The sequence below is a fragment of the Paenibacillus sp. sgz302114 genome, from assembly GCF_056120345.1.
On the sequence record NZ_JBVYOI010000019.1, the window covers coordinates 24,462 to 51,317 of the forward strand.

The window sequence follows — 26,856 nt, forward strand, 5'->3', positions numbered from 1 at the left end:
ATGTTCCTCCTTTCTTTAACGATTATTTCTTCACCGTAGATTTAACTTTAACGAAGCTATTTTTAGGGCCCGGAATGGAGCCTTTAACGAGCAATACGTTGCGTTCAACATCAACGCGTACGATTTCAAGGTTTTGAATCGTAACTGTTTCGTTACCCATGTGACCTGGAAGGTGTTTACCTTTAGGAACGCGGTTCGCTTGAATCGAACCCATCGAACCTGGTCCACGGTGATAACGGGAACCGTGCGCCATTGGACCGCGGCTTTGATTCCAACGTTTGATGTTACCTTGGAAACCTTTACCTTTGGAAGTTGCCGTTACGTCAACAAACTCGCCAGCTGCGAATACATCAGCCTTAATCTCTTGGCCAACTTCATATTCAGCGATGCCGCGGAATTCACGAACGTAGCGCTTAGGAGCCGTTTCGGCTTTTTTCGCGTGGCCGATTTCCGGCTTGTTTGCTCTGTTTACTTTCTTGTCAGAGAAACCTACTTGAACGGATACATATCCATCATTCTCTTGGTCTTTCTTCTGCAAAACAACACAAGGACCTGCTTCGATTACCGTTACTGGTACTACGTTACCTTCAGCGGTGAACACTTGCGTCATGCCAAGTTTTTTACCTAAGATACCTTTCATGTTGACACCTCATTTCCTTTCGGTTTTCAAATGTACTTTATTACAGTTTGATTTCGATATCTACACCGGATGGTAGATCCAAGCGCATCAACGCATCAACCGTTTGCGGTGTTGGGTTAACAATATCGATCAAACGCTTATGAGTGCGCATTTCGAATTGCTCCCTAGAATCCTTGTACTTGTGTACCGCACGTAGAATGGTGATGATTTGCTTCTCAGTCGGAAGCGGAATCGGCCCAGACACGCCTGCACCGGAACGTTTCGCAGTTTCAACAATCTTCTCTGCGGATTGATCCAGAATTCTATGATCGTATGCTTTCAAACGGATACGAATCTTTTGCTTTGCCATTTCAAAGTCCCTCCTTCTATCGCCCAATTTAGTATCGGACATACTCCGTAAGAAAACCCGTCACGCCCCTCATGGCAAAGGAGCCTGGTGTGTCGGCAACCTCTTACATCATCGCAACGTCACAGACCAACAGACAATATTATATCGAATTCTCTGGGCGAATGCAACTAAAATGTTTGCTTCTTTAAAAGAAATGATTGGATGACATCGTTGTGTTCCGCGCCGTGAAATATGGCCTGCGGCTGCTGTTGTTATTCTGTTGCTTCATTATAAAAGAAATTAGTGATAACAACTGAATTGCAAAGGCAGCACGTAAACTCTCCGGCTCATATTTCACTCTGCTGCACAACTCATCAAACTTCTTCATTAAACTTCGCTCAGTGAGAAAGTCATAATAAAAAGTGGCTCTAACCATCAGCCACTTTCCGATTCGATCATTGTCATTGCTGTGTTCGCTGATTGCTTTAATCAGCACGTCTTTGTCTTCACCTATAATAATGAATCCAGACCAAAACCGCAAACCTCAAATTATAGAAAAAAAACAAACCCTCACATAAGTGAGGGTTTGCTGCGATCTGCAGCTTTCGCCGCAGTTCATTATTTTTGGATGGATGCTACTGCACCTGCACCAACTGTACGACCGCCTTCACGGATCGCGAAGCGAGTACCATCTTCCAGAGCGATTGGAGCGATAAGCTCAACCGTAACTGTGATGTTGTCGCCAGGCATAACCATTTCAGTGCCTTCTGGCAAAGAGATGATACCTGTTACGTCAGTTGTACGGAAGTAGAACTGTGGACGGTAGCCTGTGAAGAAAGGCTTGTGACGGCCACCCTCTTCTTTAGTAAGAACGTAGATTTGAGCTGTAAAGTTCGTGTGTGGTTTAACGGAACCCGGCTTAGCAAGTACTTGACCACGCTCGATGTCTTTACGGTCTACACCACGAAGCAATGCGCCTACGTTGTCACCAGCTTGTGCGGAATCAAGCAATTTGCGGAACATCTCAACGCCTGTTACTACGCATTTGCGAGTTTCTTCAGCAATACCGATGATTTCAACTTCGTCAGATACTTTAACTACGCCACGCTCAACGCGTCCTGTAGCAACTGTACCACGACCTGTGATTGTGAACACGTCCTCAACTGGCATAAGGAACGGCTTGTCAGTATCACGTTGTGGAGTTGGGATGTAAGTGTCGACTTGTTCGAACAATTCAACGATTTTGTCAGCCCACTCGCCATCTGGGTTTTGAAGTGCTTCACGAGCAGCACCACGGATGATTGGAGTATCATCGCCTGGGAACTCGTATTCGCTAAGAAGGTCGCGAACTTCCATCTCAACGAGTTCAAGAAGCTCATCATCTTCAACCATGTCGCATTTGTTCAGGAATACGACGATGTAAGGTACGCCTACTTGGCGGGACAAAAGGATGTGCTCGCGAGTTTGCGGCATAGGGCCGTCAGCTGCGGATACAACCAGGATTGCGCCGTCCATTTGAGCAGCACCAGTGATCATGTTCTTAACGTAGTCGGCGTGACCTGGGCAGTCAACGTGAGCGTAGTGACGGTTAGGCGTCTCATACTCAACGTGAGCTGTCGAGATCGTGATACCGCGCTCGCGCTCTTCTGGAGCTTTGTCGATTTGGTCGAATGCTACAGCAGCACCGCCGTATCTTTTCGAAAGAACTGTAGTGATTGCAGCAGTCAACGTTGTTTTACCGTGATCGACGTGGCCGATTGTACCGATATTAACGTGTGGTTTATTACGTTCAAATTTAGCCTTAGCCATTGAACTAATTCCTCCTTAATTATAGAGAAGATTATGTGATCGGCCGGAAGGCCCCGAGTGAGGTTTATCATCCGGCCAAAGTACAACTTATATCATCCGGGCCATTAGGCTGCTATTAAGCAGAACCTTTGGACTTGGACACGATTTCTTCCGAGATCGAACGTGGTACTTCTTCATAGTGCGAAAGCTCCATGGAGAATACGCCGCGTCCTTGTGTACCGGAACGAAGAACTGTGGAATAACCAAACATCTCAGCCAGAGGCACCTTAGCACGAACGATCAACGCACCATGGCGTGTGTCCGAACCTTCGATACGTCCACGACGGGAGCTCAGCATACCCATTACGTCGCCCATGTACTCTTCTGGTACAGTTACTTCTACTTTCATGATAGGCTCAAGCAGGATTGGGTTACATTTCTCTTTCGCTGCTTTAAGCGCCATCGATCCAGCAATTTTGAACGCCATCTCCGAGGAGTCAACGTCATGGTAGGAACCGTCGACAACGACTGCTTTGATATCAACAACCGGGAAGCCGGCAACGACACCATTTTTCATCGATTCTTCGATACCTGCTTGAATTGGAGCAATGAACTCACGCGGAATCGAGCCGCCCACAGTTTTGTTTTCAAAGACAAAACCTGTACCTGGCTCAAGCGGTGAGAACTCAACCCAACAATGACCGAATTGACCGCGTCCGCCGGATTGACGAACGAATTTACCTTCGACCTTCGCAGCTGTCTTAAACGTTTCACGGTAAGCAACTTGTGGTTTACCAACGTTTGTTTCAACTTTGAATTCACGAAGCATACGGTCAACTAGAATCTCAAGGTGAAGCTCACCCATACCTGCGATGATCGTTTGGCCGGTCTCTTCGTCCGTGTGAGCACGGAACGTAGGATCTTCCTCAGACAGCTTTTGAAGAGCAATACCCATTTTGTCTTGGTCAGCTTTAGTCTTAGGCTCAACCGCGAGCTGGATAACCGGCTCAGGGAAGTTCATCGACTCAAGGATAACCGGGTTTTTCTCATCACAAAGCGTATCGCCTGTAGTTGTATCTTTCAGACCTACTGCAGCCGCGATATCACCGGAGTAAACTTCGCTGATTTCTTGACGGCTGTTAGCGTGCATCTGAAGGATACGACCGATCCGTTCACGTTTGTTTTTCGTTGCATTCACAACGTAAGAACCGGAGCTAAGTACGCCGGAGTATACGCGGAAGAACGTCAATTTACCTACGTACGGGTCAGTCATGATTTTGAACGCCAATGCTGCGAACGGTTGGTCGTCAGCAGACTTGCGAATCGTCTCTGTACCATCTTCAAGGTGACCCTTGATATCAGGAACATCGACTGGAGACGGCAAGTAGTCAACAACAGCGTCAAGCATCAATTGAACGCCTTTGTTACGGTACGAGGAACCAACGATTACTGGGAAAATCTTAACTTCGCAAACGCCTTTACGAAGTGCAGCTTTGATCTCAGCAACAGTGATTTCTTCGCCTTCGAGATATTTCATTGTAAGCTCTTCATCAAGCTCAGCAATTTTCTCGATCATTTCCAAGCGGAGTTCTTCCACTTGGTCTTTGTATTCTGCAGGGATTTCAATTTTCTCCGGATCTTTACCAAGATCGTCTTTGTATTTGTAAGCAACTTGATCAACCAAGTCGATTACGCCAACAAAGTCGTTCTCAGCACCGATCGGCAATTGAATTGCAACTGCATTTGCGTTAAGACGCAGGCGCATATCTCTAACTACGTTAAGGAAGTCTGCGCCGATAATGTCCATCTTGTTGACGTAAGCGATACGCGGTACACCGTAACGGTCAGCTTGACGCCAAACTGTTTCGGATTGCGGCTCTACGCCTTCTTTTGCACTGAATACACCTACGGCCCCGTCCAATACGCGTAGGGAACGTTCAACTTCTACTGTGAAGTCAACGTGACCTGGGGTGTCGATAATATTGATGCGGTGACCATTCCATTGAGCAGTTGTAGCAGCGGATGTAATTGTGATACCGCGCTCTTGTTCTTGCTCCATCCAGTCCATCGTAGCTGCACCTTCGTGCACCTCGCCGATTTTGTGGGTACGGCCTGTGTAGAACAGGATCCGCTCTGTAGTAGTCGTTTTACCAGCATCGATATGCGCCATGATCCCGATATTACGCGTATTTTTCAAGGAGAACTCTCTTGCCATAATTCAGTCTCCTTTCGATTAAGCAAATCCTACCAACGGTAGTGGGCGAATGCTTTGTTCGCTTCAGCCATTTTGTGCGTATCTTCGCGTTTTTTCACGGATGAACCAGTGTTATTGGAAGCATCGATGATTTCTGCTGCCAAACGCTCTTCCATCGTTTTCTCACCGCGGTTACGTGAATAGTTCACGAGCCAACGGAGACCAAGCGATGTACGACGTTCAGGTTTAACTTCGATTGGTACTTGGTAGTTCGAACCGCCTACACGGCGAGCCTTTACTTCAAGTACTGGCATGATGTTCTTAATTGCTGCTTCAAAAACTTCCATAGGGTCTTTGCTTGTACGTTCGTTGATGAGTGTAAACGCATCATACAGAATCGTTTGTGCAACACCGCGTTTACCATCGATCATGATACGGTTGATCAGACGAGTTACAAGCTTGCTGCTGTAAACCGGATCTGGCAACACGTCACGTTTCGTTACTGGACCTTTGCGTGGCATGTGGAAGTCCCCCTTTCTTCTAGTTTTACATTTTAGGATGAGGTTAACCGCGAACGGCTATGCCTTCATTATTTTTTTACTTTTGGACGTTTTGTTCCGTATTTGGAACGAGCTTGTTTACGGTTGTTAACACCAGCAGTGTCAAGCGCGCCGCGAACGATGTGGTAACGAACACCCGGAAGATCTTTTACCCGGCCGCCGCGTACCAATACTACGCTATGCTCTTGAAGGTTATGACCGATACCGCCGATGTAAGCAGTAACCTCTACGCGGTTCGTCAAACGTACACGCGCATATTTCCGCAAAGCGGAGTTCGGTTTCTTAGGAGTCATAGTACCTACACGAGTACAAACACCACGCTTTTGAGGTGAGCTTAGGTTTGTTTCTTCACGTTTCAGTGCATTGAAGCCTCTTTGCAAAGCCGGCGATTTCGATTTAACGACTTTCGCTTCACGGCCTTTACGAACGAGTTGGTTAATTGTTGGCATGTTGCATCCCCCTTCCTCACTTAGTAAAGCTTTTCAAGACATATTGGCTATTAAGCCCACAGATCCAGGCGGTTCATAAAGAGACAAACGAAAGTTTCTACCTTGTCTTCCAACTTGGTAAAAACGATATTTGCTTTATTCGATTTCCGGAATAACCGCTGCCATCGCTGCGCCAACTTCGATACCGCAGGTTTCCCCAAGGCTCTTCATTGTTTCAGACCATGTGATTGGCACTCCTGCTCTCTCGCAAAGCTGAACAATATTGTTCTTTAGCCGCGGATCTGCATCTTGCGCAACATAGACTGTAGTGGCGAGACGTTTCTCGACCATCTTCGTCGTTTGTTTACTACCTATAATAAATCGCATCATAACCATCCTTCCAGGTCAACCATTATGACAGGTGAAGAGGTTGTGCGATCAGGCACACTACGACATATTAGCACTTCGCCTAACAATATGTCAAGCATCTTACCCATGAAATTCGTGTAAATTAATGGGTGCAGAGTTTTTCAGTGCATGACGGCTCAAAGAGCGACTAAACGGATGTGTACGAATACACAGCCGCTCAGCACGCTCTTCGCCTTCATGCTTTAGATCATGCATCTAAGTCGATTATGACTCTACAGGCACGCTCTCTGCTTCTGCTTGTTGCTCTTCAGGGCTTAGCACATCATCCATACCGGCAACATGTACGCTGCGATAACGCTGCATACCTGTACCTGCTGGGATTAGCTTACCGATAATAACGTTCTCTTTGAGACCTAGCAGCTGATCGACTTTTCCTTTGATTGCTGCATCCGTCAAGACACGAGTTGTCTCTTGGAAGGAAGCTGCGGACAAGAAGGAATCTGTCTCAAGCGATGCTTTGGTAATACCAAGCAATACCGGTTTCGCAACAGCTGGCTCTTTGCCAGCTAGAATCGCTTCACGGTTATTCGCTTCGTACTCATGAATATCGACGAATGCACCTGGCAACAGCGGCGTGTCGCCTGCTTCAACGATACGAATCTTACGAAGCATTTGCTTAACCATAACTTCGATATGCTTGTCGTTGATTTCTACCCCTTGGTTCCGGTATACGCGTTGAACTTCTTGTAGAATGTAGTTCTGAACGCCACGGATACCTTTGATACGGAGCATATCCTTCGGATCGATCGAGCCGTCTGTCAGTTCATCGCCAGCTTCAATCTGTTTGCCTTTAACGGCACGGATACGCGAACCAAAGGTAACGGTGTATACCTTCGTCTCGGCTTCACCTTGGACTTCGATTTCACGGCGGTCCTTCGTCTCACGGATGTCTTTAATGACACCATCGATTTCAGAAATGATCGCTTGCCCTTTCGGGTTACGTGCTTCGAAGAGCTCCTGGATACGCGGCAAACCTTGCGTGATATCATCGCCGGCAACACCACCGGTATGGAATGTACGCATTGTGAGCTGTGTTCCTGGTTCCCCGATCGATTGCGCTGCGATAATACCGACCGCTTCACCGATTTCAACGAATTTACCTGTTGCCAGGTTACGTCCGTAACAGATCTTACATACGCCATGACGCGCACGGCAGCTGAGTACGGAACGGATTTGCAAGCTTTCAACACCTGCAGCAATTAGTTCCTCAGCTTTATTCGAGTCAATCAATTGATTGCGGGAAAGGATAACCTCACCCGTTTGCGGATTGCGAACAGTTTCGAAGGAGTAGCGGCCTTCAATACGGTCGTACAGGTCTTCGATAACCTCTTTACCGTCTTGAATTTTGCTAACTCTAAAGCCTTTATCTGTTCCGCAGTCATCCTCACGTACGATAACGTCTTGTGCAACGTCAACGAGACGACGAGTCAAGTAACCTGAGTCAGCTGTACGCAGAGCTGTATCGGCAAGACCTTTACGCGCACCATGCGTCGAGATGAAGTACTCGAGAACTGTCAGACCTTCACGGAAGTTTGATTTGATTGGCAACTCGATGATACGACCGGACGGATTGGCCATAAGACCACGCATACCGCCGAGCTGTGTAATTTGCGATTTGTTACCCCGTGCTTTGGAGTCCACCATGAGCATGATGGAGTTGTAACGATCCATCGACTTCATGAGGATATCGGTAATTTGGTCTTTCGTCTTACTCCAAATTTCGATAACACGGTCATAACGTTCTTCGTTCGTAATCAGACCGCGACGGTATTGATTCGATACGATCTTAACTTTATCTTCGGATTCTCTCAGGATTTCCTGTTTCTCCGGCGGCACGATAACGTCGGCTACCGCAACAGTAATACCCGCACGTGTCGAGTATGTGAACCCAAGTTGTTTAATGTGGTCAAGCATGATGGATGTCCGCGTTGTGTGGTACTGACGGAAACACTCAGCAATGATAAGACCGAGATATTCCTTACCTACGCCGCCAACAGTTGGCAGGCTATCCATAAACTTCAGTAAGTCAGCGCCTTTTTCATGGACAAAATACTTATCCGGAGTTCCGTTCAGCAGGTTCACCTTTGTAGGCTCATTGATGTACGGGAAGTCAGCAGGATAAATTTCGTTGAAAATGACTTTACCAACAGTTGTGCAAATCAGCGCCTTCTGCTGTGCATCAGTAAAGGACGTTTTCTTAAGCACTTTAACTGGAATAAAGATACGTGCGTGCAACGATACGATACCGCGTTGATACGAGGAAATCGCCTCGTTAACGTTAGCGAATACCGAACCTGCACCTTGCGCCTCTTTGTTATCCATTGTCAGGTAATAGCTACCTAGAACCATATCCTGGGAAGGTGTTACGACCGGCTTACCGTCTTTCGGGTTCAAAATGTTACCCGATGCGAGCATCAGCAAACGCGCTTCTGCTTGCGCTTCAGCGGAAAGCGGTACGTGAACAGCCATTTGGTCACCGTCGAAGTCAGCGTTGTAAGCTGTACAAACGAGCGGATGAAGTTTAATGGCACGGCCTTCAACAAGAATCGGTTCAAACGCTTGAATACCCAAACGGTGAAGGGTTGGGGCACGGTTCAATAGAACCGGATGCTCCCGAATTACTTCTTCAAGCACATCCCATACTTCAGGGCTCACTCGTTCAACTTTACGTTTCGCACTCTTAATATTGTGCGCGAGACCTTTGTTGACAAGCTCCTTCATTACGAACGGTTTGAAGAGCTCGAGCGCCATTTCTTTTGGCAAACCACATTGGTACATTTTCAAGCTAGGACCGACAACGATAACGGAACGACCGGAATAGTCAACCCGTTTACCGAGCAAGTTCTGACGGAAACGACCTTGTTTACCTTTAAGCATATGGCTGAGCGATTTGAGCGGACGGTTACCTGGACCCGTTACTGGGCGGCCACGGCGACCGTTATCTATTAATGCATCAACCGCTTCTTGAAGCATACGCTTCTCGTTCTGCACGATAATATCCGGCGCACCGAGATCGAGCAGACGCTTCAGACGGTTGTTACGGTTAATAACACGGCGATACAAGTCATTCAGGTCAGACGTTGCAAAACGACCGCCATCGAGTTGTACCATCGGACGAAGCTCTGGAGGAATAACAGGCAGCACATCAAGAATCATCCATTCCGGCATGTTGCCGGAGTTACGGAATGCTTCGATGACTTCAAGACGCTTAATCGCACGATTACGACGCTGGCCTTGAGCAGTACGAAGATCTTCTTTCAGTGTTTCAAGCTCACGCTCAACATCAATGTCTTGGAGCAATTTCTTAACTGCTTCAGCACCCATGCCAGCATGGAAGCCATACCCGTATTTCTCACGGTAACTGCGGTATTCTTTCTCCGAGAGCAGCTGCTTCTTCTCAAGCGGCGTATCTCCTGGATCAGTTACTACATAAGATGCAAAATAGATAATCTCTTCAAGCGAACGAGGAGACATATCTAGCGCAAGCCCCATACGGCTCGGAATTCCTTTGAAGTACCAAATATGAGATACAGGAGCTGCAAGCTCAATGTGACCCATACGCTCACGGCGAACCTTCGCACGTGTTACTTCGACGCCACAACGGTCACAAACGACGCCTTTATACCGTACACGTTTGTACTTACCGCAATGACATTCCCAGTCTTTCGTCGGCCCGAAAATCTTTTCGCAGAAAAGACCTTCTTTCTCCGGTTTCAAAGTCCTATAGTTGATCGTTTCCGGTTTCTTAACTTCTCCGCGGGACCACGATCGGATCTTATCCGGAGATGCCAATCCAATCTTCATATACTCGAAGTTGTTCACGTCCAACAAGGAGCAACCCTCCTTCGTCCTGGTTCACTTTGTTCTTGCTGCTTACATGTCTTGAGCCAGCAGAACGCCTCTATTTAGAGAGACTTCCGCCGGCTTGATCCGCCCGTGAAGAAGGATCGACATTGTTTATGACATTAAACAGTAGTGCGGCCTATGATTCAGCGCCGACCTCTGCACCTTCTAGATTGAGGTTGAGCTTGTCAGATGCTCCGTCATCCTCATCGTCCATCTCTTTCATTTCGATCTCTTCTTCGTTCTCAGATAGGATTTTAACATCCATACCTAAACTCTGAAGCTCTTTGATCAAAACTTTGAACGATTCAGGCACGCCCGGTTCTGGAACGTTCTCGCCCTTCACGATCGATTCGTACGTTTTGACACGGCCGACAACATCATCGGACTTCACTGTCAAAATCTCTTGCAGCGTATATGCAGCGCCATATGCTTCAAGCGCCCAAACTTCCATCTCCCCGAAACGCTGACCGCCGAACTGAGCTTTACCACCCAGCGGCTGTTGAGTAACGAGCGAGTATGGACCAGTGGAACGAGCATGGATTTTATCATCAACCATGTGCGCCAGTTTGATCATGTACATGACACCAACGGTAACTTCACGCTCGAACGGTTCGCCGGAGCGTCCGTCGTATAGAATTGTTTTACCGTTACGCTGCATGCCCGCCTCTTCCATAGTGTCGAATACGTCATACTCTCGAGCACCATCGAATACCGGAGTTGCAGAGTGAATACCAAGATGCTTACAAGCCATGCCAAGATGAACCTCGAGAACTTGACCGATGTTCATACGGGATGGTACGCCGAGCGGGTTAAGAACAACCTCTACTGGCGTGCCGTCTGGCAGGAACGGCATATCTTCTTCCGGAAGGATACGAGCGATGACACCTTTGTTACCGTGACGTCCCGCCATTTTGTCCCCTTCGGAGATCTTACGTTTCTGAGCAATATAGGCACGAACGAGTTGGTTAACGCCTGGTGGCAGCTCGTCACCGTTCTCGCGCGTAAATACTTTAACGTCAACGACGATACCGTCAGTACCGTGAGGTACACGGAGGCTCGTATCACGAACTTCGCGCGCCTTCTCACCGAAGATTGCATGCAGCAAACGCTCTTCAGCCGTCAGCTCTGTCACACCTTTAGGCGTTACTTTACCAACGAGAATGTCTCCGGCGCTAATCTCAGCACCGACACGGATGATGCCACGCTCGTCAAGGTTACGGAGCGCTTCTTCACCGACGTTCGGAATGTCGCGTGTAATTTCTTCAGGTCCGAGCTTCGTGTCACGCGCTTCAGACTCATATTCCTCAATATGAATCGACGTGTACACGTCCTCTTTAACGAGCTTCTCGCTAAGTAGAATCGCATCCTCGTAGTTGTAGCCTTCCCACGTCATGAACGCAACGACAACGTTACGTCCGAGCGCCAATTCGCCCATTTCTGTAGAAGGACCGTCAGCAAGGATATCGCCTTTCTTAACGATGTCGCCTTTATGGCAAAGCGGACGCTGGTTAATACATGTACCTTGGTTCGAACGCATGAACTTATGCAGCTTCATCTTCACAAGGTCGCCTGTAACCGGCTTGCCATCTACCATTTCAACACGACGCAGCCAAATCTCGTTAGCAGATACGCGTTCAATGACGCCATCGTGCTTGGCAACGATACATACGCCGGAATCCTTCGCAGACTTATGCTCCATTCCTGTGCCGACAAGCGGCGCTTTCGGAATAAGAAGAGGCACAGCCTGACGTTGCATGTTGGAACCCATGAGCGCACGGTTGGAGTCATCGTTCTCGAGGAACGGAATGAGTGCCGTCGCGACGGATACAACCTGTTTCGGCGATACGTCCATGTAGTCAACGCGTTCGGTTGGCATGGTCAAAATATTGTCCGCCTGCTTGTTGTAACGAACGATAACCGCATCATCTACGAATTTACCTTCTTCGGTAAGTTTCGCATTCGCTTGCGCGATAACGTAGTTATCCTCTTCATCAGCAGTCAGATATGCAATTTGCTCCGTTACTATAGACACCTTAGGATCAACCCAGCGGTATGGAGCTTCAATAAAGCCATATTCATTAATGCGCGCAAATGTCGACAAAGAGTTGATCAGACCGATGTTCGGTCCCTCTGGCGTCTCGATCGGACACATACGGCCATAGTGAGAGTTATGAACGTCACGAACCTCGAAGCCCGCGCGCTCACGAGTCAAACCGCCCGGTCCGAGTGCGGACAGACGACGTTTGTGCGTAAGTTCAGCAAGCGGGTTCGTTTGATCCATAAATTGCGACAATTGAGAGGATCCGAAGAACTCTTTAATCGACGCAATAACAGGACGAATGTTGATAAGCGCCTGAGGTGTAATCGCATTCGCATCCTGAATGGACATCCGCTCACGAACAACACGCTCCATACGGGACAAACCGATACGGAACTGGTTCTGGAGCAGCTCGCCAACGGAACGCAAACGACGGTTACCCAAGTGGTCGATATCATCCGTGCTACCAACACCATGAAGCAAGTCAATGAAGTAGTTGATAGATGAGATAATATCAGCAGGCGTAACATGCTTAACTGCTTTGTCAATAATACCATTTGCAATAACTTTGATGATTTTACTATCATCCAGCGGAGAGTATACGCTGATCGTCTGCAATGGAATGCTATCAGCATCAAGCACACCGTTCGCAACGTGATAGGTTTTGAAGCCTACGTTGTTCTCCAAATGTGGAATGAGATCATCCAGCAAACGACGGTCAATCATTTGGCCAGCTTCAGCGAGAATCTCTCCTGTTGCCGGATCGACTAATGTTTCCGCCAGTCGTTGGTTGAACAAACGATTCTTGATGTGAAGCTTCTTATTAATCTTGTAACGTCCAACGTTAGCCAGATCATAACGCTTCGGATCAAAGAAACGAGCTACTAGCAAGCTCTTAGCGTTATCCAATGTCGGCGGCTCGCCTGGACGAAGTCTTTCGTAAATCTCGATAAGCGCTTTTTCCGTGGAATCGGTGTTATCCTTATCCAGCGTGTTGCGGATATATTCGTCATGGCCCAGCAATTCCAAAATTTCAGCATCTGTTCCAAAACCAAGCGCACGAAGAAGAACCGTCACTGGAATTTTACGAGTACGATCGATACGGACATAGATGATGTCCTTCGCATCAGTCTCAAGTTCCAGCCAAGCACCACGGTTCGGAATCACAGTTGCTGTATAGTTTTTCTTGCCGTTTTTGTCCACTTTCGTACTAAAGTACACGCTTGGTGAACGAACCAATTGGCTGACGATAACACGTTCCGCACCATTGATAATGAATGTGCCCGTTTCGGTCATCAGCGGGAAATCGCCCATGAACACTTCTTGCTCTTTCACTTCGCCGGTTTCTTTGTTAATGAGCCGCACTTTCACACGCAGCGGAGCTGCGTAAGTAACGTCGCGTTCCTTCGACTCATCGACTGAGTACTTAGGCTCACCAAGTGAATAATCGATGAACTCAAGCATCAAATTACCTGTAAAATCCTGAATCGGCGAGATGTCTTGGAAAAGCTCAAGCAAGTCCTTCTCCAAAAACTTCTCGTACGATTTTTGTTGGATTTCAATCAGGTTCGGAACTTCGAGCACCTCGCGGATGCGGGCATAGCTTCTACGTGTGCGACGCCCATACTGAACAAGTTGTCCTGCCAACTTAACCTCACCCCTCATGTCTGCTTCACAGAAAGTGAACAATGACCTTGTATAAACAAGCTTAAACAGTTCGCTGTTACTACTCGCTCATGAATTTGACTCATTCACTCACAAGCAAGAAACATCGAACGTTTCACATTGTTAAAATCAGCTTTGCATCTTTAAGCAAAATACTGATTCAAATAAAGAAAAGCCCTTATCGAGAGTTCGAAAGAAGAGCATACCTCTGTCAGTCATACCTTTACAGCATAGACCGTAAAAGTCTCATATCAAGTAATTTTGACCCAAAATGTAAACATTATACGTCATTTGCGTGTATTCTATACGTTAAAATACCGCTTGACATTTTAGTTCACTAAAGACATTGTGCCCATTTTAATACTGACATTTTATAATGATATCACATTAGAAAAGTCAAGTCAACAAAATGTTCATTTCTATGCTAGTCTTCTTTCACCGACCTAAATATACGATAACCCTTGTCCTTGGTTACCTCTTCGACATTACCGAATATCGTTTCGAGCTTCGCTTCAGCAGATGGCGCACCTTGCTTCTTCTGAATAACCACCCACATCGCACCGCCTGGAGCTAACAACTTCGCACCTTCTTCAAAGATACGGTGGACAACATCTTTACCCGCCCGAATTGGGGGATTCGTAATGATGGTATCGAAGGATCGGCCTTGCACACTCTCATAGATATCGCTTTGCAACGCAATTGCATTCGTAACGCCATTCAGCTTCGCGTTCTCATTCGCGAGTCCGATCGCACGCTCATTGATATCAATCATCGTTACTTTACCTTTACTTGCTAGCTTCGCTGCTGTAATCCCAATCGGCCCGTAGCCGCAGCCAACGTCCAGTACATTCGCCTGCTCACCTAGCTCAAGCGCTTCAAGCAGCACTCTACTGCCATAATCGATGCCCGTCTTTGAGAATACGCCGGCATCCGTCATGAATTTCAGCTTATAACCACGGATCTCCGTCTCTAGCTGATGGCGATCATGCTCTGTACTTGGTTTGCGCGTGTAATAATGGTCTGCCACGAAAGCTTCCTCCTTCAACAGAACAGTCCTATAAATTAAGGAAACCCCTTGAAGCAAGTGCTCCAAGGGGTTCGCCCGCTAATTACGCGGATTATTACTTAACTTCTACGGAAGCGCCTGCTTCTTCAAGCTTAGCTTTAACAGCGTCAGCATCTTCTTTGGATACTTTTTCTTTAACTGCTTTAGGAGCGCCGTCAACAAGGTCTTTCGCTTCTTTCAGGCCAAGACCTGTAATTTCGCGAACTGCTTTGATAACGTTGATTTTGGAAGCACCAGCGTTGTTCAAGATTACGTCGAACTCAGTTTGCTCTTCAACAGCAGCTACTGCGCCGCCTACTGCTGCAACTGGTGCTGCAGCTGTTACGCCGAATTCTTCTTCGATTGCTTTAACCAGGTCGTTCAGTTCGAGTACGTTCATGCCTTTAATGGCTTCCAAGATTTGCTCTTTACTCATGAGATAAACCTCCAATAATTTGTTTTGTTTTTGTTGTTAAATACCGGTTCACCGGATAGGAAATTAAGCTTCTTGTTTCTCTGCAACTGCTTTAACCGCAAGGGCGAAGTTGCGCATTGGTGCTTGAAGCACGCTGAGGAGCATGGAGAGCAAACCTTCGCGGGAAGGCAGATCTGCCAATGCTTTAATTTCTTCTGCGTTGAATACTTGACCAGCGATAACGCCGCCTTTAAGTTTCAGAGCGTCGTTCTTCTTAGCGAAGTCAGCCAAGATTTTAGCAGGAGCAACAGCATCTTCTTTACTGAACGCGATTGCTGTAGGACCAGCAAGAGCGTCATCCAGTTGAGTAAGTTCTGCGTTAGCAGTTGCACGACGAACCAAGGAGTTCTTCAACACTTGGAACTCAACGTTCGCTGCGCGCAATTGCTTACGAAGCTCAGTTACTTGAGCAACGTTAAGACCACGGTAATCAGCAACAACTGTAGCGGAGCTCTCACGAAGTTTCGTTGTGATTTCTGCAACAGCAGCCTCTTTACCTTGAATGATTTTTGCGTTAGCCAAAATGTACACCTCCCGTTATGTTATCAACATCCCGATTGAAAGCAGCGGAGTCCTTTCCAGTCGGTGCATGAGAAAGGCCCCCGCAGACAGTGCGAAGGCCATGATGGTCCGTAAATCGCACCTGCCAAAGCAGGCAGCGAACAAACACGTTTATCATAACACCTCGGTAGGGAATTAAGCCGCGCAGGCACCTACTGTCTTCGGTATGCATATTCGAATTTCAAAGTTGCGTTTTCTCTTAACGGAATGCAGCTGCGTTAACACGCGCGCCAGGACCCATTGTCGAAGAAACCGCAATGTTTTTCAGGTAAACCCCTTTAGCTGCAGCCGGCTTAGCACGGTTCAGCGCATCAACCAACGATTTCAAGTTCTCGTTCAGCTTCTCAGCGTCGAACGATACTTTACCGATTGGTGCGTGGATTTGACCTGCACGGTCAAGACGGTATTCAATCTTACCAGCCTTGATCTCTTGAACGGCTTTCGTAACGTCAAACGTTACTGTACCCGCTTTAGGGTTAGGCATAAGGCCTTTACCGCCGAGGATACGACCGAGTTTACCAACTTCAGCCATCATGTCCGGAGTTGCAACGCAAACGTCGAACTCGAACCAGCCTTGTTGGATTTTTGCGATTACGTCAGCATCGCCAACATAATCTGCGCCAGCTGCTTCTGCTTCTTTAGCTTTATCGCCTTTAGCAAAAACGAGTACGCGCTTTGTTTTACCAGTGCCGTGAGGAAGTACAACTACGCCACGAACAGCTTGGTCTTGTTTCTTAGGGTCTACACCCAAACGAACTGCTACTTCAACAGTTTCGTCGAACTTTGCAGTCGAAGCTTTCTGAACGAGTTCAATAGCTTCAAGAGCTTCGTAGGTCGCTTCGGAATCAATCAGCTTTGCAGCTTCAAGATATTTCTTACCGTGTTTAGCCATTAAAATTCTCCTCCTTGTGTGGTAGTAGCGGAAAATACTCCATGCGAAATGGAGATCCTCCCACCTAAGCGGAAAACAAGTTCCGCCTAGTCAGACAACGCCATCTGGCGTGTCCTAGTTGTTGTTCATGCGAATTAGTCTTCGATGACAACGCCCATGCTGCGCGCTGTACCTTCAACCATGCGCATTGCTGCTTCTACAGAAGCTGCGTTGAGGTCAGGCATTTTTTGCTCAGCGATCTCACGAACGACCGAACGTTTAACTGTAGCCACTTTTTTCTTGTTAGGCTCGCCGGAACCTTTAGCAATCTTAGCAGCAACGCGAAGAAGTACTGCAGCCGGTGGAGTCTTCGTTTCGAAAGTGAAAGAACGATCCTCGAATACTGTGATTACAACCGGGATAATAAGACCCGCTTGATCAGCTGTACGAGCATTGAACTCTTTACAGAACGCCATGATGTTTACGCCTGCTTGACCTAGTGCTGGACCGATCGGCGGAGCCGGATTCGCTTTACCAGCTGGAACTTGCAGTTTAACCAACTTGATGACCTTTTTTGCCATGATGAACACCTCCTTGCCGTAATAATCACATGTTTGCACTAACGTTTCATCGCCGCAAGGCGATCACGTTAGGCTTGGCAGGTCTATTAAACCTTCTCTACTTGAGCGTAGTCAAGTTCAACCGGTGTTTCTCTGCCGAACATGTTGACATGCACCTTCAGCTTACTCTTGTCGAGCAGAATCTCTTCCACTGTTCCGACAAAATTAGCGAACGGCCCGACTTTAACACGTACCGTTTCCTTCAGATCGAATTCGATCTTCGGCTTAGGCTCTTCCATGCCCATATGTTTCAAAATCTGCTCCACTTCATCAGGCAAAAGTGGGGTAGGTTTCGAACCTGAGCCAGTCGAACCGACAAATCCGGTTACGCCGGGAGTGTTGCGAACGACATACCAGGAATCATCCGTCTGAACCATTTCGACGAGGACATAACCAGGGTAAACTTTACGCATGACGGTCTTTTTCTTACCGTCCTTGTTTACAACCTCTTCCTCCATCGGTACGAGCACGCGGAAGATCTTATCTTCCATGCCCATGGATTCAACACGTTTCTCCAAATTCGCTTTTACTTTGTTCTCATACCCAGAATAGGTGTGAACAACATACCATCTTTTCTCCATCGTTTCCATCTCAAGCCACCCTTGGACCCTTCTTAAACAATCAGTTCAACCAATGCGGAAATCCCGATGTCAAGAACCCAGAAGTAAATTGTCACTGCTACAATCGTAAAGAAAACTACGAGCGTATAGCTTGTCAATTCCTTGCGGCTTGGCCAGCGGACCTTCTTCAGTTCCGCGAAGCTGTCGGTTAAGAAGGAAAAAGTCGACCCGAAGCTTTGCTTCAGTTTAGCTAAAAATGCCACGTCCACACCTCCAAATTGACCTATCGAGTTTCGCGATGAGGAGTATGCTCGTTACAATACTTGCAAAACTTCTTCATCTCAATACGGTCAGGGTGATTCCGTTTGTTCTTGCTCGAAGCATAGTTTCTTTGTTTGCAGTTTGTGCAAGCCAACGTAATTATTACCCGCATTGCTGACACCTCCCGAACTTACCATAAATAAATAAATGTGATGCATGTATGTGAATCTAGCCTGATTCAGAACCCATAATAAAAAAAGACCTATTTAGGGCTACCAAAACACTTTATCACAAGCAATATTCAGTGTCAACGGAAAACTGTTCCTGCACACCGGTATATCACTCGCTTGCCGTTCACATAAGAGACATAGACGACAGAGCAAATAAGACGAACATTTCCATTTCCGCAATTGACAGTATTGTCAACGGAGAAGCACTTCAAACCACGAAATACCCTCCCATTAAAAAAAGAGCCTCGGCGGCTCCCTATTTAAGTCGGTTAGCTTCCAATATCTCGCAGTTCGAGGTAACGCTCTAACTTCCGTTTTACACGTTGCAGTGCGTTATCAATGGACTTCACATGGCGATCGAGATCAACGGCAATTTCCTGATAGGATCTCCCATCAAGATAAAGCATGAGCACCTTACGTTCAAGATCGCTCAGAATCTCCGACATCTTATCTTCAAGACCAATAAATTCCTCTTGATTGATGATCAATTCTTCCGGATCCGACACTCTAGTCCCGCAGATAACATCAAGTAACGTACGGTCAGAGTCCTCGTCGTAAATCGGCTTATCGAGTGAAACATACGAATTCAGCGGAATGTGCTTCTGGCGCGTGGCGGTCTTAATCGCCGTAATAATCTGCCTTGTAATACACAATTCAGCAAACGCCTTGAAAGAAGCGAGCTTATCTCCTTTGAAATCGCGAATCGCTTTGTAAAGACCAATCATACCTTCTTGGACGATATCCTCGCGGTCGGCCCCGATCAAGAAATAGGATCGCGCTTTAGCCCGGACAAAGTTCTTATATTTGTTTATTAAATATTCAAGAGCTTCGCTATCACCCTCGCGAACCGTCTCTACAATGTCTTCGTCCGTTCTGCAGTCATAGTCCAGCGTTTTCCATTCTCTGAGGTCGATGCTCACGAACAATCCCTCCGGCTCGAAAGGCGTACAATGCCCTTAACTATCAGTAGCATAATCTATATACCGGCGCACATTTGTTAATCCTATTAAGAGCATGCAGCAAACCTGGAAAAAATCAATCTAGCACTAGTATCCACGATGAGAAACATAGACTCAGTATACATTATGTAACCTAATACAGTCAATGATAACGGTGCCACGCGGCTGTTTATTATCTAGCAAATCTGGAATATCACACCGAATCTCAGAGGATTCGTTAACTGAAATTTCCAACCTGATTACGCCGGCTGTACACTACAATTCACCTCTGCGCATCTTTTCCAGCTTCATCCGCACATCCATCTTTAAATTGCTGTCGAGTTCATTTCTAACGTTAGTCTTCTGCTCTACTTTATGTTGAATCGCTTTGCGGCTCTGCTTGATCTCAGTTAGCAGCTCCCTTGCTGATTTACGAAGAGCGCCTTTGCCGAATATGACATGCTGCTCAATCATATCTGACGTAGCAACATGAATATTACGGCTCCGTTGCGCCATATCCGATGCAAACCGCTCAATGCAAGCATCGGCTGTTTCCTTCTCCTTCGTAAAAACGACTGTCAGCCTGCGCTGCTTGAAGGTTTTACCGATGCCTGGAACTTGATGCGCGTCAAACACGACGATAACCGTCATGCCTGTAAACCCTTGATAATCAGCGAGCATCTCGAGCAACCGGTCGCGCGCATCCTCGAAGTCCTTGTCCCGTAATGCGGCAAGCTCCGGCCAGGCGCCGATCATGTTGTACCCGTCGACAAGCAGCACATCGTCCCGCCGCTTCACCCTGTTACCTGTTCAGGCGCTGACGCAACACTTCGTACATAAGCACTCCCGCAGCAACGGAAGCATTGAGCGAATTGAGCTGTCCGTTCATCGGCAGCTTGATTAGAAAATCACACTTATCGCGAATTAATCGGCCAATGCCCTTCGCCTCGTTGCCGATGACGATTGCTAGCGGCATATCGAACTTGGTCGATGAGGAGTAAACGTCCTGCTTCGCGCCAACATCCGCTCCGGCCACCCAAATACCCGCTTCCTTCAGCTTATCAATCGTTTGAGCCATATTCGTAATACGCGCAACCGGAATGTACTCAACCGCACCGGCTGATGTTTTGGACACCGTTGCCGTTAATGACGCTGAGCGGCGCTTTGGAATAATAACGCCATGAACCCCTGTGCATTCCGCCGTCCGCAAAATGGAACCGAGGTTGTGCGGATCTTCAATCTCATCCAGCAGCAGGAAGAACGGCTGCTCCCCGCTTTCTTTCGCCCGCTCCAGCAGCTCGTCTACCTCATAATAGCGGTGAGCCGCCGCTTGAGCGACAACGCCTTGATGCGGAACGCCTTCGACCATTTGGTCCAGCTTGCGCTTATCGACCACCTGAACGATGATCCCTGCTTTCTTCGCCTCCATCATGATCGGCTGCGCGTTCTTCTGTGCTTGCTCCGCGATCCAGATCTTATTGATGTCGCGACCGGAGCGCAGCGCCTCCATAACCGGATGTTTCCCTGCAATCCATTCTTGTGATTCTTGTAATTCATCTTGTGTGCTCATGCGGATGCTGAACCTCCTCTTCTGATGTCTTTTTATTTAGTCTGCTCATCTGTATCTTCAGGTTCTTCTGGAGATTCACCGAACGCGATCGCCATAAGCTCACGTATTCGCGCAATTTGCTTCCCATAATAGAGATAGCCAATCAAGCACTCCAGTGCCGTCGCTTGCTGATAATGCGCGGGGTCGGCGTTCTTCGGCGCCGTGCCTGACTTGGCATTGCGTCCCCGGCGCACAATGTCCGCCTCAGCTTCCGTTAAGTGGGGCTGCCACTTCTCCAGCAGCATATACTGCGCCTTCGCTGAGACGAACTGCGTAGCCTGCCGATGCAGATGGTTCGGCTTATGATTCGGCAGCGAAATCAAGTATTGCCGGACGAGCACTTCAAATACGGCGTCTCCGATATAAGCGAGAACGATCGGATTCAGCAGATTGATCGGCTTCGTCGGGATATGAAACAACAGGCTATCTGATGCGAGATCGTCGATATTCATACGCTCGTTCATCATTTGCGCCGCCAACGGATGCCCTGCGACGTATCTTCCAGCACGATACCAAGCGCAGACAATTGGTCACGAATCTCGTCAGCCCGCTTCCAATCTTTGTTCGTCCGAGCTTCAGTCCGCTGTACGATAAGCGCGTCAATATCCGCGTCCAGCAGTTCCTCTTCCGTATTGAGCAGACCAAGAACGCGGTTAAACGCCTCGAACGCTTCAAGCAGCAAATTAAGTGCGGCTTGGGACACGACCGGACGCTGCAGATACAGGTTCGCTTCGCTAACGAGATCGAACAGTGCCGTAATCCCATCTGGCGTGTTGAAGTCGTCGTCCATCTTCGCATTAAACTGCGCTTTGATTTCGCTAATTCGCGCTTCCAATACGGGAACAGATTCATCCGCTTCACTGACTGCGATAGACAGGCGGTGCTTCAGATTTGCAACTGAGTTCACGATCCGCTCCACGCTATTCTCCGCCTGTGCAATCGTCTCATCGCTGAAGTTCAGCGGACTTCTATAATGCGCGGACAGCATGAAGTAGCGAATGACCTCCGGCTTGATCCGCTTCAGGATTTCCTGAACCGTAACGCCGTTGCTGAGCGACTTCGACATTTTCTCATTGTTAATGTTGATGAAGCCGTTATGCATCCAGTAGTTAGCAAGCGGTTTGCCGGTAACTGCCTCGGACTGTGCAATCTCGCACTCATGATGCGGGAACTGCAAGTCATGGCCGCCGCCGTGAATGTCGAGCGTATCACCCAGATATTTGCGCGCCATTGCCGAGCATTCTATGTGCCAGCCCGGACGGCCCGCACCCCACGGACTATCCCACTTGATCTCGCCTGGCTTCGCAGCTTTCCACAGTACAAAGTCTTGACCGCTTTCTTTGCGTTCATCCACGCCGATGCGGATACCGAGCTGCAGCTCCTCCAAGTTCTGATGCGACAGCTTGCCATAATCTGCAAATGTGCTCGTGCGATAGTAGACATCTCCACCACTCTCGTATGCGTGACCGCGATCCACAAGCTCAGCAATGAACGTGATAATCTCTTCAATGTGATCCGTAACGCGCGGATTCAGAGATGCTTTATTAATGCGGAGACCTTCAATGTTCTCCTTGAACGCCTCAATGAATCGTTCCGCTACCTCCGGCACCGTCGTGCCGAGCTGCTCTGCCTTGCGGATCAGCTTATCATCTACGTCCGTGAAATTCACGACGTATGTCACCTCATAGCCAATCGATTCCAAGTAACGGCGAACCACGTCGAAGAAAATCGCAGGACGCGCGTTGCCGATATGGATATAGTCGTATACGGTCGGTCCGCACACATACATTTTGACTTTGCCCGGCTCAAGCGGGATAAAGTCTTCTTTTTCCCGTGACAGGGTATTATAAATTCGCAGGCTCATTTTCTCGCTTCTCCTCACGCGCTTTGCGTTTCTCTTGCTCAAGCTCAAATCGCAGCTCCGACACTTCCTTCTGCATCGCTCGGAGCATCTCAATAACAGGATCCGGCAGCTGCGTATGATCTAACCGATCACTGACGCGCGCGCCATTGCGCTTCACAATTCGTCCCGGAATGCCGACTACCGTGCTGTTCGGCGGCACCTCGCGCAGAACGACAGAATTGGCGCCGATATTCACATTGTCCCCAACCTTGAAGGAGCCTAGAACTTTTGCCCCCGAAGCAATAACGACATTGTTGCCAATCGTTGGATGCCGCTTGCCCTTCTCCTTGCCCGTACCGCCGAGCGTTACGCCTTGATAAATAACGACGTTGTCGCCGATTTCACACGTCTCTCCGATGACGATGCCCATCCCGTGGTCGATAAAGAGCTTCGATCCAATGGTCGCGCCAGGATGAATCTCAATGCCTGTGAAGAACCGGCTCGTCTGTGAAATGAGGCGGGCAATTGTGAACCAATTGCGCTTGTAAAATGCATGCGCAATACGGTGTGCCCAAATCGCGTGGAGGCCTGAATACGTGAAGATGACCTCCAGCTTATTGCGGGCGGCTGGATCGTTCTCAAGAATCGTTTCTATATCGGTTCTAAAATTTCGAAACACGGCAAGGGTCCTCCTCTCGGACATGGTAAACAAAAAAGCCTCCGCAGCCAATTGGCTGCAGAGGCGTGTATACGCGGTTCCACTCTGCATCGGAAATGATTGCTGCTGTACACATGCATGCAGTCAACCATTCTCGTCTCATAAGTCCGTAACGAGGACCAAACGTCACCACCCACCCTGCCGATAACGAATCACGACAGTTCGGAGGCGCGGCTCCCAGGCGCAATGTCTATTCCGAGGAATGAGCAACTCCCAGCCATCAAGCCGTATCCGAATCATAACTAACATGCTCCGGCTCCGTTTGAAGGTCGCCCTCTCTGACAATTCCCAATTGAAATAAACGATCCTGTTCCAAGCCTTATCCATGTTTGTCAGCCTGACAGAAATTAAAGTATCTCAAGTATAGCTTAGCGCCTGAGAACTGGCAAGTAGGGCATACGCCCAAGGCCAGGTCCCGCTTCCTCGCTTAAGCTAAACGTCCTTGCAAACGCTGCTCGACTTTCGCCCGGCCAAGCAAAGCGATCGATTGATTCAAATCCGGACCATGAGTCTGGCCCGTGAGAGCAGCACGAATCGGCATGAAGAGCTGTTTGCCTTTGAAGCCGGTCGCTGTCTGAACCGCTTTAATCGCCGCTTTAATACCGTCTACATGGAATGCTTCGAGCGCCTTCACTTGCTCAAGGAACGCCTGCAGTACAACAGGCACCTGCTCCTCGGAGAGAACCGTCACCGCTTCTTCCTCATCGGCAGTTTCTGCGCTGAAGAACAGCTCCGTTAACGGTACGATATCTGCTGCAAAGCGAAGCTTATCTTGATAAAGCGCAACGAGGTCGCTAACCCAGGCGCGGTCTTCCGCACTCAGCTCAGTAGACAGGAGGCCCGCTCCCTGCAGATGTGGCACGCACATATCGACGACGCGCGGCAGTTCGGTCTTCTTCATGTACTCGTTGTTCATCCAGCTCAGCTTGTTCGTGTCGAACAGGGCCGGGCTCTTGCTAAGACGGCTCGCGTCGAACGCCTCGATCAGTTCCTCACGAGTGAAAATCTCCTGTTCGCCTTCCGGTGACCAGCCAAGAAGCGTAATGAAGTTAAAAATGGCTTCCGGCAGGTAGCCAAGCTTATCGTATTGTTCAATGAACTGGATAATGGACTCATCGCGTTTGCTGAGCTTCTTCCGGGATTCGCTCACAATCAGCGTCATGTGGCCGAATGCCGGCGGCTCCCAGCCGAACGCTTCATAGATCATGAGCTGACGCGGCGTGTTGGAGATATGGTCTTCCCCGCGCAGCACATGGCTGATCGCCATCAGGTGATCGTCGAGCGCTACCGCAAAGTTATACGTCGGAATGCCATCCTTCTTCACGATAACGAAGTCGCCGATGCCATCCGATTCAAAGCTGATCTGACCTTTCACGAGGTCGTTGAACGTATACACTTTGCCTTCCGGCACACGGAATCGGATGCTTGGGATACGGCCTTCCGCTTCGAATGCAGCGCGCTGCTCATCCGTCAGGCTGCGGTGCTTGCCCGAATAACGAGGCATTTCGCCGCGTGCAGTCTGCTCTTCCCGCTCCTGCTCCAGCTCTTCTTCTGTGCAATAGCACTTATAAGCAAGGCCTTTGTCCAGCAGCTCCTGCCAATACTCTTTATAAATATCAAGCCGCTCCGTCTGGCGGTATGGACCGTAGCCGCCGCCGATATCAACGCTCTCATCCCAGTCGATGCCGAGCCACTTGAGGTAGGTCAGCTGACTCTCTTCGCCGCCTGCCACGTTGCGCTTCACGTCGGTATCTTCGATCCGAATGATGAATTTGCCGCCTAAGTTGCGTGCAAATAAATAATTAAATAAGGCCGTTCTGGCATTGCCGATATGTAAATGTCCCGTTGGTGACGGTGCATATCGCACTCTGATTGGTTGTGACATAATGGTCAAGCTCCTTCCGTCATTCTAATCGTATTGCAGAATCATAGCACAACTTTTACAAGGCAGACAACAGACTGTGCAGCAATCCCTTCGCCGCGTCCCGTAAAGCCGAGCCACTCGGTTGTCGTTGCCTTTACATTCACTTGAGAGCTGTCTTCCGCCTCCAGTGCGCCTGCAATAATCTCGACCATTTGCGGGATATGCGGCGCCATCTTCGGCTTCTGCGCAATAATCGTTGCATCGACGTTGCCGAGCTTATATCCCCGCTCCTTCACGAGCTTCCAAATATGCTGCAGCAGCTTCAGGCTGTCCGCGTCTTTAAAGGCCGGATCCGTATCTGGAAAATGCTTGCCGATATCGCCGAGCCCGAGCGCTCCAAGCACCGCATCGCTTATAGCGTGCAGCAGCACGTCCGCATCGGAATGGCCGAGCAGCCCCTTTTCATAGGGAATCGCCACCCCGCCGATAATGCATGGACGATCCTCCACCAATTGATGCACGTCAAAACCTTGTCCTACTCGAATCATTTCTCTTTATCCCCTCTCCTGCTCCCGGCTTGCAAGCAGAAACTCTGCGTAAGGCAAGTCCTCAGGCGTAGTAATCTTAATGTTCGTATAGTCCCCTTCAGCGACGGATACTTGAATGCCTAGACGCTCAACCGCCATCGCGTCGTCCGTGCCGAGAAACTGATCTCGTGCCGCCTGCGTAAGCGCCTGCTGCAGCAAGGAACGACGAAAAGCTTGCGGCGTTTGAATCGCCCACAAGCTTCGCCGGTCCGGTGTCGCGGTAATGACGCCGGTCTCATTCACTTGCTTAATTGTATCTTTAACGGGCACAGCCAGCACTGCCGCTTCCGTCTCTTCCGCCTTCACCATACATCTGCGCACGGCATCAGCCGTCACAAGCGGCCGCACACCATCATGGACCATCGCCCATTCGATATCACTGCCGAGTGCCTGTATGCCAATCGTTACGGAATGCTGACGTTCACTGCCGCCGGCAAGCACCGATTTCACTTTATGCAAACCATATTCCGAGACGAACTGCTCACAGAGCGCTGTGTCTTCCTTGCCGACAACGAGCACTACTTCTGCAATATCATCCATCGCTTGGAATCGTTCAAGGGTATGTACAAGGATCGGCTTGTCCTGCAAAAGCAAATATTGCTTGCTCGTAGACGTTCCCATTCTCGTACCTCGGCCCGCCGCCACAACGACGACTCCCCATTTTGCACCTGCTGCTTCCATGCCCTTCAACCGCCCTTGCGTATATAGGTTCGTTCGAGCTACATGCGGATTGCCACAAAGCAGCCTATCCCCTATCA

At 48.7% G+C, this 26,856-nt stretch carries 27 protein-coding genes and 1 other annotated feature; all 27 genes read right to left on the reverse strand.

Annotation, left to right across the window (positions count from 1 at the left end; all coding sequences use genetic code 11):
* Positions 1 to 22 precede the first annotated feature (22 nt).
* The gene (rplC, locus tag AC0LWF_RS26065; RefSeq protein ID WP_474654422.1) at positions 23 to 640 is read right to left on the reverse strand and encodes a 50S ribosomal protein L3; all 618 of its coding nucleotides are present in this window, start codon (positions 638 to 640) and stop codon (positions 23 to 25) included.
* Between the two features lie 40 nt (positions 641 to 680).
* A complete protein-coding gene (rpsJ, locus tag AC0LWF_RS26070; RefSeq protein ID WP_005544556.1) occupies positions 681 to 989 on the reverse strand; it encodes a 30S ribosomal protein S10 in 309 nt (102 codons plus the stop codon).
* A 184-nt stretch (positions 990 to 1,173) separates the two neighbouring features.
* Entirely contained in the window at positions 1,174 to 1,464 is a 291-nt protein-coding gene (locus AC0LWF_RS26075) for a hypothetical protein (protein ID WP_474654423.1), read from the reverse strand.
* A 122-nt stretch (positions 1,465 to 1,586) separates the two neighbouring features.
* The gene (gene tuf, locus AC0LWF_RS26080) at positions 1,587 to 2,777 is read right to left on the reverse strand and encodes an elongation factor Tu (RefSeq protein ID WP_474654424.1); all 1,191 of its coding nucleotides are present in this window, start codon (positions 2,775 to 2,777) and stop codon (positions 1,587 to 1,589) included.
* 115 nt (positions 2,778 to 2,892) lie between these two features.
* Entirely contained in the window at positions 2,893 to 4,971 is a 2,079-nt protein-coding gene (gene fusA, locus AC0LWF_RS26085; RefSeq protein WP_474654425.1) for an elongation factor G, read from the reverse strand.
* A 29-nt stretch (positions 4,972 to 5,000) separates the two neighbouring features.
* A complete protein-coding gene (gene rpsG, locus AC0LWF_RS26090) occupies positions 5,001 to 5,471 on the reverse strand; it encodes a 30S ribosomal protein S7 (RefSeq protein ID WP_126011543.1) in 471 nt (156 codons plus the stop codon).
* Positions 5,472 to 5,539: 68 nt separating this feature from the next.
* On the reverse strand, positions 5,540 to 5,959 hold the full coding sequence (gene rpsL / locus AC0LWF_RS26095) for a 30S ribosomal protein S12 (protein WP_090583216.1): 420 nt from the start codon (positions 5,957 to 5,959) through the stop codon (positions 5,540 to 5,542).
* Between the two features lie 135 nt (positions 5,960 to 6,094).
* Positions 6,095 to 6,325, reverse strand: a complete 231-nt coding sequence (locus AC0LWF_RS26100; protein WP_474654449.1) for a ribosomal L7Ae/L30e/S12e/Gadd45 family protein — start codon at positions 6,323 to 6,325, stop codon at positions 6,095 to 6,097.
* A gap of 246 nt (positions 6,326 to 6,571) precedes the next feature.
* A complete protein-coding gene (gene rpoC, locus AC0LWF_RS26105; RefSeq protein ID WP_474654450.1) occupies positions 6,572 to 10,171 on the reverse strand; it encodes a DNA-directed RNA polymerase subunit beta' in 3,600 nt (1,199 codons plus the stop codon).
* 178 nt (positions 10,172 to 10,349) lie between these two features.
* Positions 10,350 to 13,916 carry a DNA-directed RNA polymerase subunit beta gene (gene rpoB / locus AC0LWF_RS26110; RefSeq protein WP_474654426.1) on the reverse strand — a complete coding sequence of 1,189 codons (3,567 nt, stop codon included), beginning with the start codon at positions 13,914 to 13,916 and terminating at the stop codon, positions 10,350 to 10,352.
* A 424-nt stretch (positions 13,917 to 14,340) separates the two neighbouring features.
* Entirely contained in the window at positions 14,341 to 14,943 is a 603-nt protein-coding gene (locus tag AC0LWF_RS26115; RefSeq protein ID WP_474654427.1) for a class I SAM-dependent methyltransferase, read from the reverse strand.
* A 94-nt stretch (positions 14,944 to 15,037) separates the two neighbouring features.
* The gene (rplL, locus tag AC0LWF_RS26120) at positions 15,038 to 15,397 is read right to left on the reverse strand and encodes a 50S ribosomal protein L7/L12 (protein WP_474654428.1); all 360 of its coding nucleotides are present in this window, start codon (positions 15,395 to 15,397) and stop codon (positions 15,038 to 15,040) included.
* Between the two features lie 63 nt (positions 15,398 to 15,460).
* Complete coding sequence (gene rplJ, locus AC0LWF_RS26125; protein WP_474654429.1) at positions 15,461 to 15,958, reverse strand: 50S ribosomal protein L10; 498 nt, start codon at positions 15,956 to 15,958, stop codon at positions 15,461 to 15,463.
* A gap of 60 nt (positions 15,959 to 16,018) precedes the next feature.
* Positions 16,019 to 16,180: a sequence feature (ribosomal protein L10 leader region), on the reverse strand.
* Positions 16,181 to 16,196: 16 nt separating this feature from the next.
* On the reverse strand, positions 16,197 to 16,889 hold the full coding sequence (gene rplA, locus AC0LWF_RS26130) for a 50S ribosomal protein L1 (protein ID WP_474654430.1): 693 nt from the start codon (positions 16,887 to 16,889) through the stop codon (positions 16,197 to 16,199).
* A 134-nt stretch (positions 16,890 to 17,023) separates the two neighbouring features.
* Positions 17,024 to 17,449 (reverse strand): 50S ribosomal protein L11, encoded by a 426-nt coding sequence (rplK, locus tag AC0LWF_RS26135; RefSeq protein ID WP_090583195.1) that lies wholly within the window; start codon positions 17,447 to 17,449, stop codon positions 17,024 to 17,026.
* An 86-nt stretch (positions 17,450 to 17,535) separates the two neighbouring features.
* Positions 17,536 to 18,069, reverse strand: a complete 534-nt coding sequence (gene nusG, locus AC0LWF_RS26140) for a transcription termination/antitermination protein NusG (RefSeq protein ID WP_474654451.1) — start codon at positions 18,067 to 18,069, stop codon at positions 17,536 to 17,538.
* A gap of 32 nt (positions 18,070 to 18,101) precedes the next feature.
* Positions 18,102 to 18,311 (reverse strand): preprotein translocase subunit SecE, encoded by a 210-nt coding sequence (secE, locus tag AC0LWF_RS26145; protein ID WP_090583193.1) that lies wholly within the window; start codon positions 18,309 to 18,311, stop codon positions 18,102 to 18,104.
* Between the two features lie 20 nt (positions 18,312 to 18,331).
* The gene (gene rpmG, locus AC0LWF_RS26150; protein ID WP_090583192.1) at positions 18,332 to 18,481 is read right to left on the reverse strand and encodes a 50S ribosomal protein L33; all 150 of its coding nucleotides are present in this window, start codon (positions 18,479 to 18,481) and stop codon (positions 18,332 to 18,334) included.
* A gap of 327 nt (positions 18,482 to 18,808) precedes the next feature.
* Entirely contained in the window at positions 18,809 to 19,459 is a 651-nt protein-coding gene (sigH, locus tag AC0LWF_RS26155) for an RNA polymerase sporulation sigma factor SigH (protein ID WP_090583188.1), read from the reverse strand.
* 294 nt (positions 19,460 to 19,753) lie between these two features.
* Positions 19,754 to 20,275 (reverse strand): NYN domain-containing protein, encoded by a 522-nt coding sequence (locus tag AC0LWF_RS26160; protein ID WP_474654431.1) that lies wholly within the window; start codon positions 20,273 to 20,275, stop codon positions 19,754 to 19,756.
* Positions 20,276 to 20,279: 4 nt separating this feature from the next.
* Complete coding sequence (rlmB, locus tag AC0LWF_RS26165; RefSeq protein WP_474654432.1) at positions 20,280 to 21,047, reverse strand: 23S rRNA (guanosine(2251)-2'-O)-methyltransferase RlmB; 768 nt, start codon at positions 21,045 to 21,047, stop codon at positions 20,280 to 20,282.
* A gap of 32 nt (positions 21,048 to 21,079) precedes the next feature.
* Positions 21,080 to 21,553, reverse strand: coding sequence for a Mini-ribonuclease 3 (locus AC0LWF_RS26170; RefSeq protein WP_474654433.1), 474 nt, complete (start codon positions 21,551 to 21,553; stop codon positions 21,080 to 21,082).
* The gene (cysS, locus tag AC0LWF_RS26175) at positions 21,550 to 22,950 is read right to left on the reverse strand and encodes a cysteine--tRNA ligase (RefSeq protein WP_474654434.1); all 1,401 of its coding nucleotides are present in this window, start codon (positions 22,948 to 22,950) and stop codon (positions 21,550 to 21,552) included. Before cysS ends, AC0LWF_RS26170 begins: the two co-directional genes overlap by 4 nt.
* Positions 22,931 to 23,608 carry a serine O-acetyltransferase gene (cysE, locus tag AC0LWF_RS26180; RefSeq protein WP_474654435.1) on the reverse strand — a complete coding sequence of 226 codons (678 nt, stop codon included), beginning with the start codon at positions 23,606 to 23,608 and terminating at the stop codon, positions 22,931 to 22,933. The genes cysS and cysE overlap by 20 nt, the downstream gene beginning before the upstream one ends.
* Positions 23,609 to 24,074: 466 nt before the next feature.
* On the reverse strand, positions 24,075 to 25,532 hold the full coding sequence (gene gltX, locus AC0LWF_RS26185) for a glutamate--tRNA ligase (RefSeq protein WP_474654436.1): 1,458 nt from the start codon (positions 25,530 to 25,532) through the stop codon (positions 24,075 to 24,077).
* Positions 25,533 to 25,573: 41 nt separating this feature from the next.
* The gene (gene ispF / locus AC0LWF_RS26190) at positions 25,574 to 26,059 is read right to left on the reverse strand and encodes a 2-C-methyl-D-erythritol 2,4-cyclodiphosphate synthase (RefSeq protein WP_474654437.1); all 486 of its coding nucleotides are present in this window, start codon (positions 26,057 to 26,059) and stop codon (positions 25,574 to 25,576) included.
* 6 nt (positions 26,060 to 26,065) lie between these two features.
* The gene (gene ispD / locus AC0LWF_RS26195; RefSeq protein WP_474654438.1) at positions 26,066 to 26,779 is read right to left on the reverse strand and encodes a 2-C-methyl-D-erythritol 4-phosphate cytidylyltransferase; all 714 of its coding nucleotides are present in this window, start codon (positions 26,777 to 26,779) and stop codon (positions 26,066 to 26,068) included.
* Positions 26,780 to 26,856 lie beyond the last annotated feature (77 nt).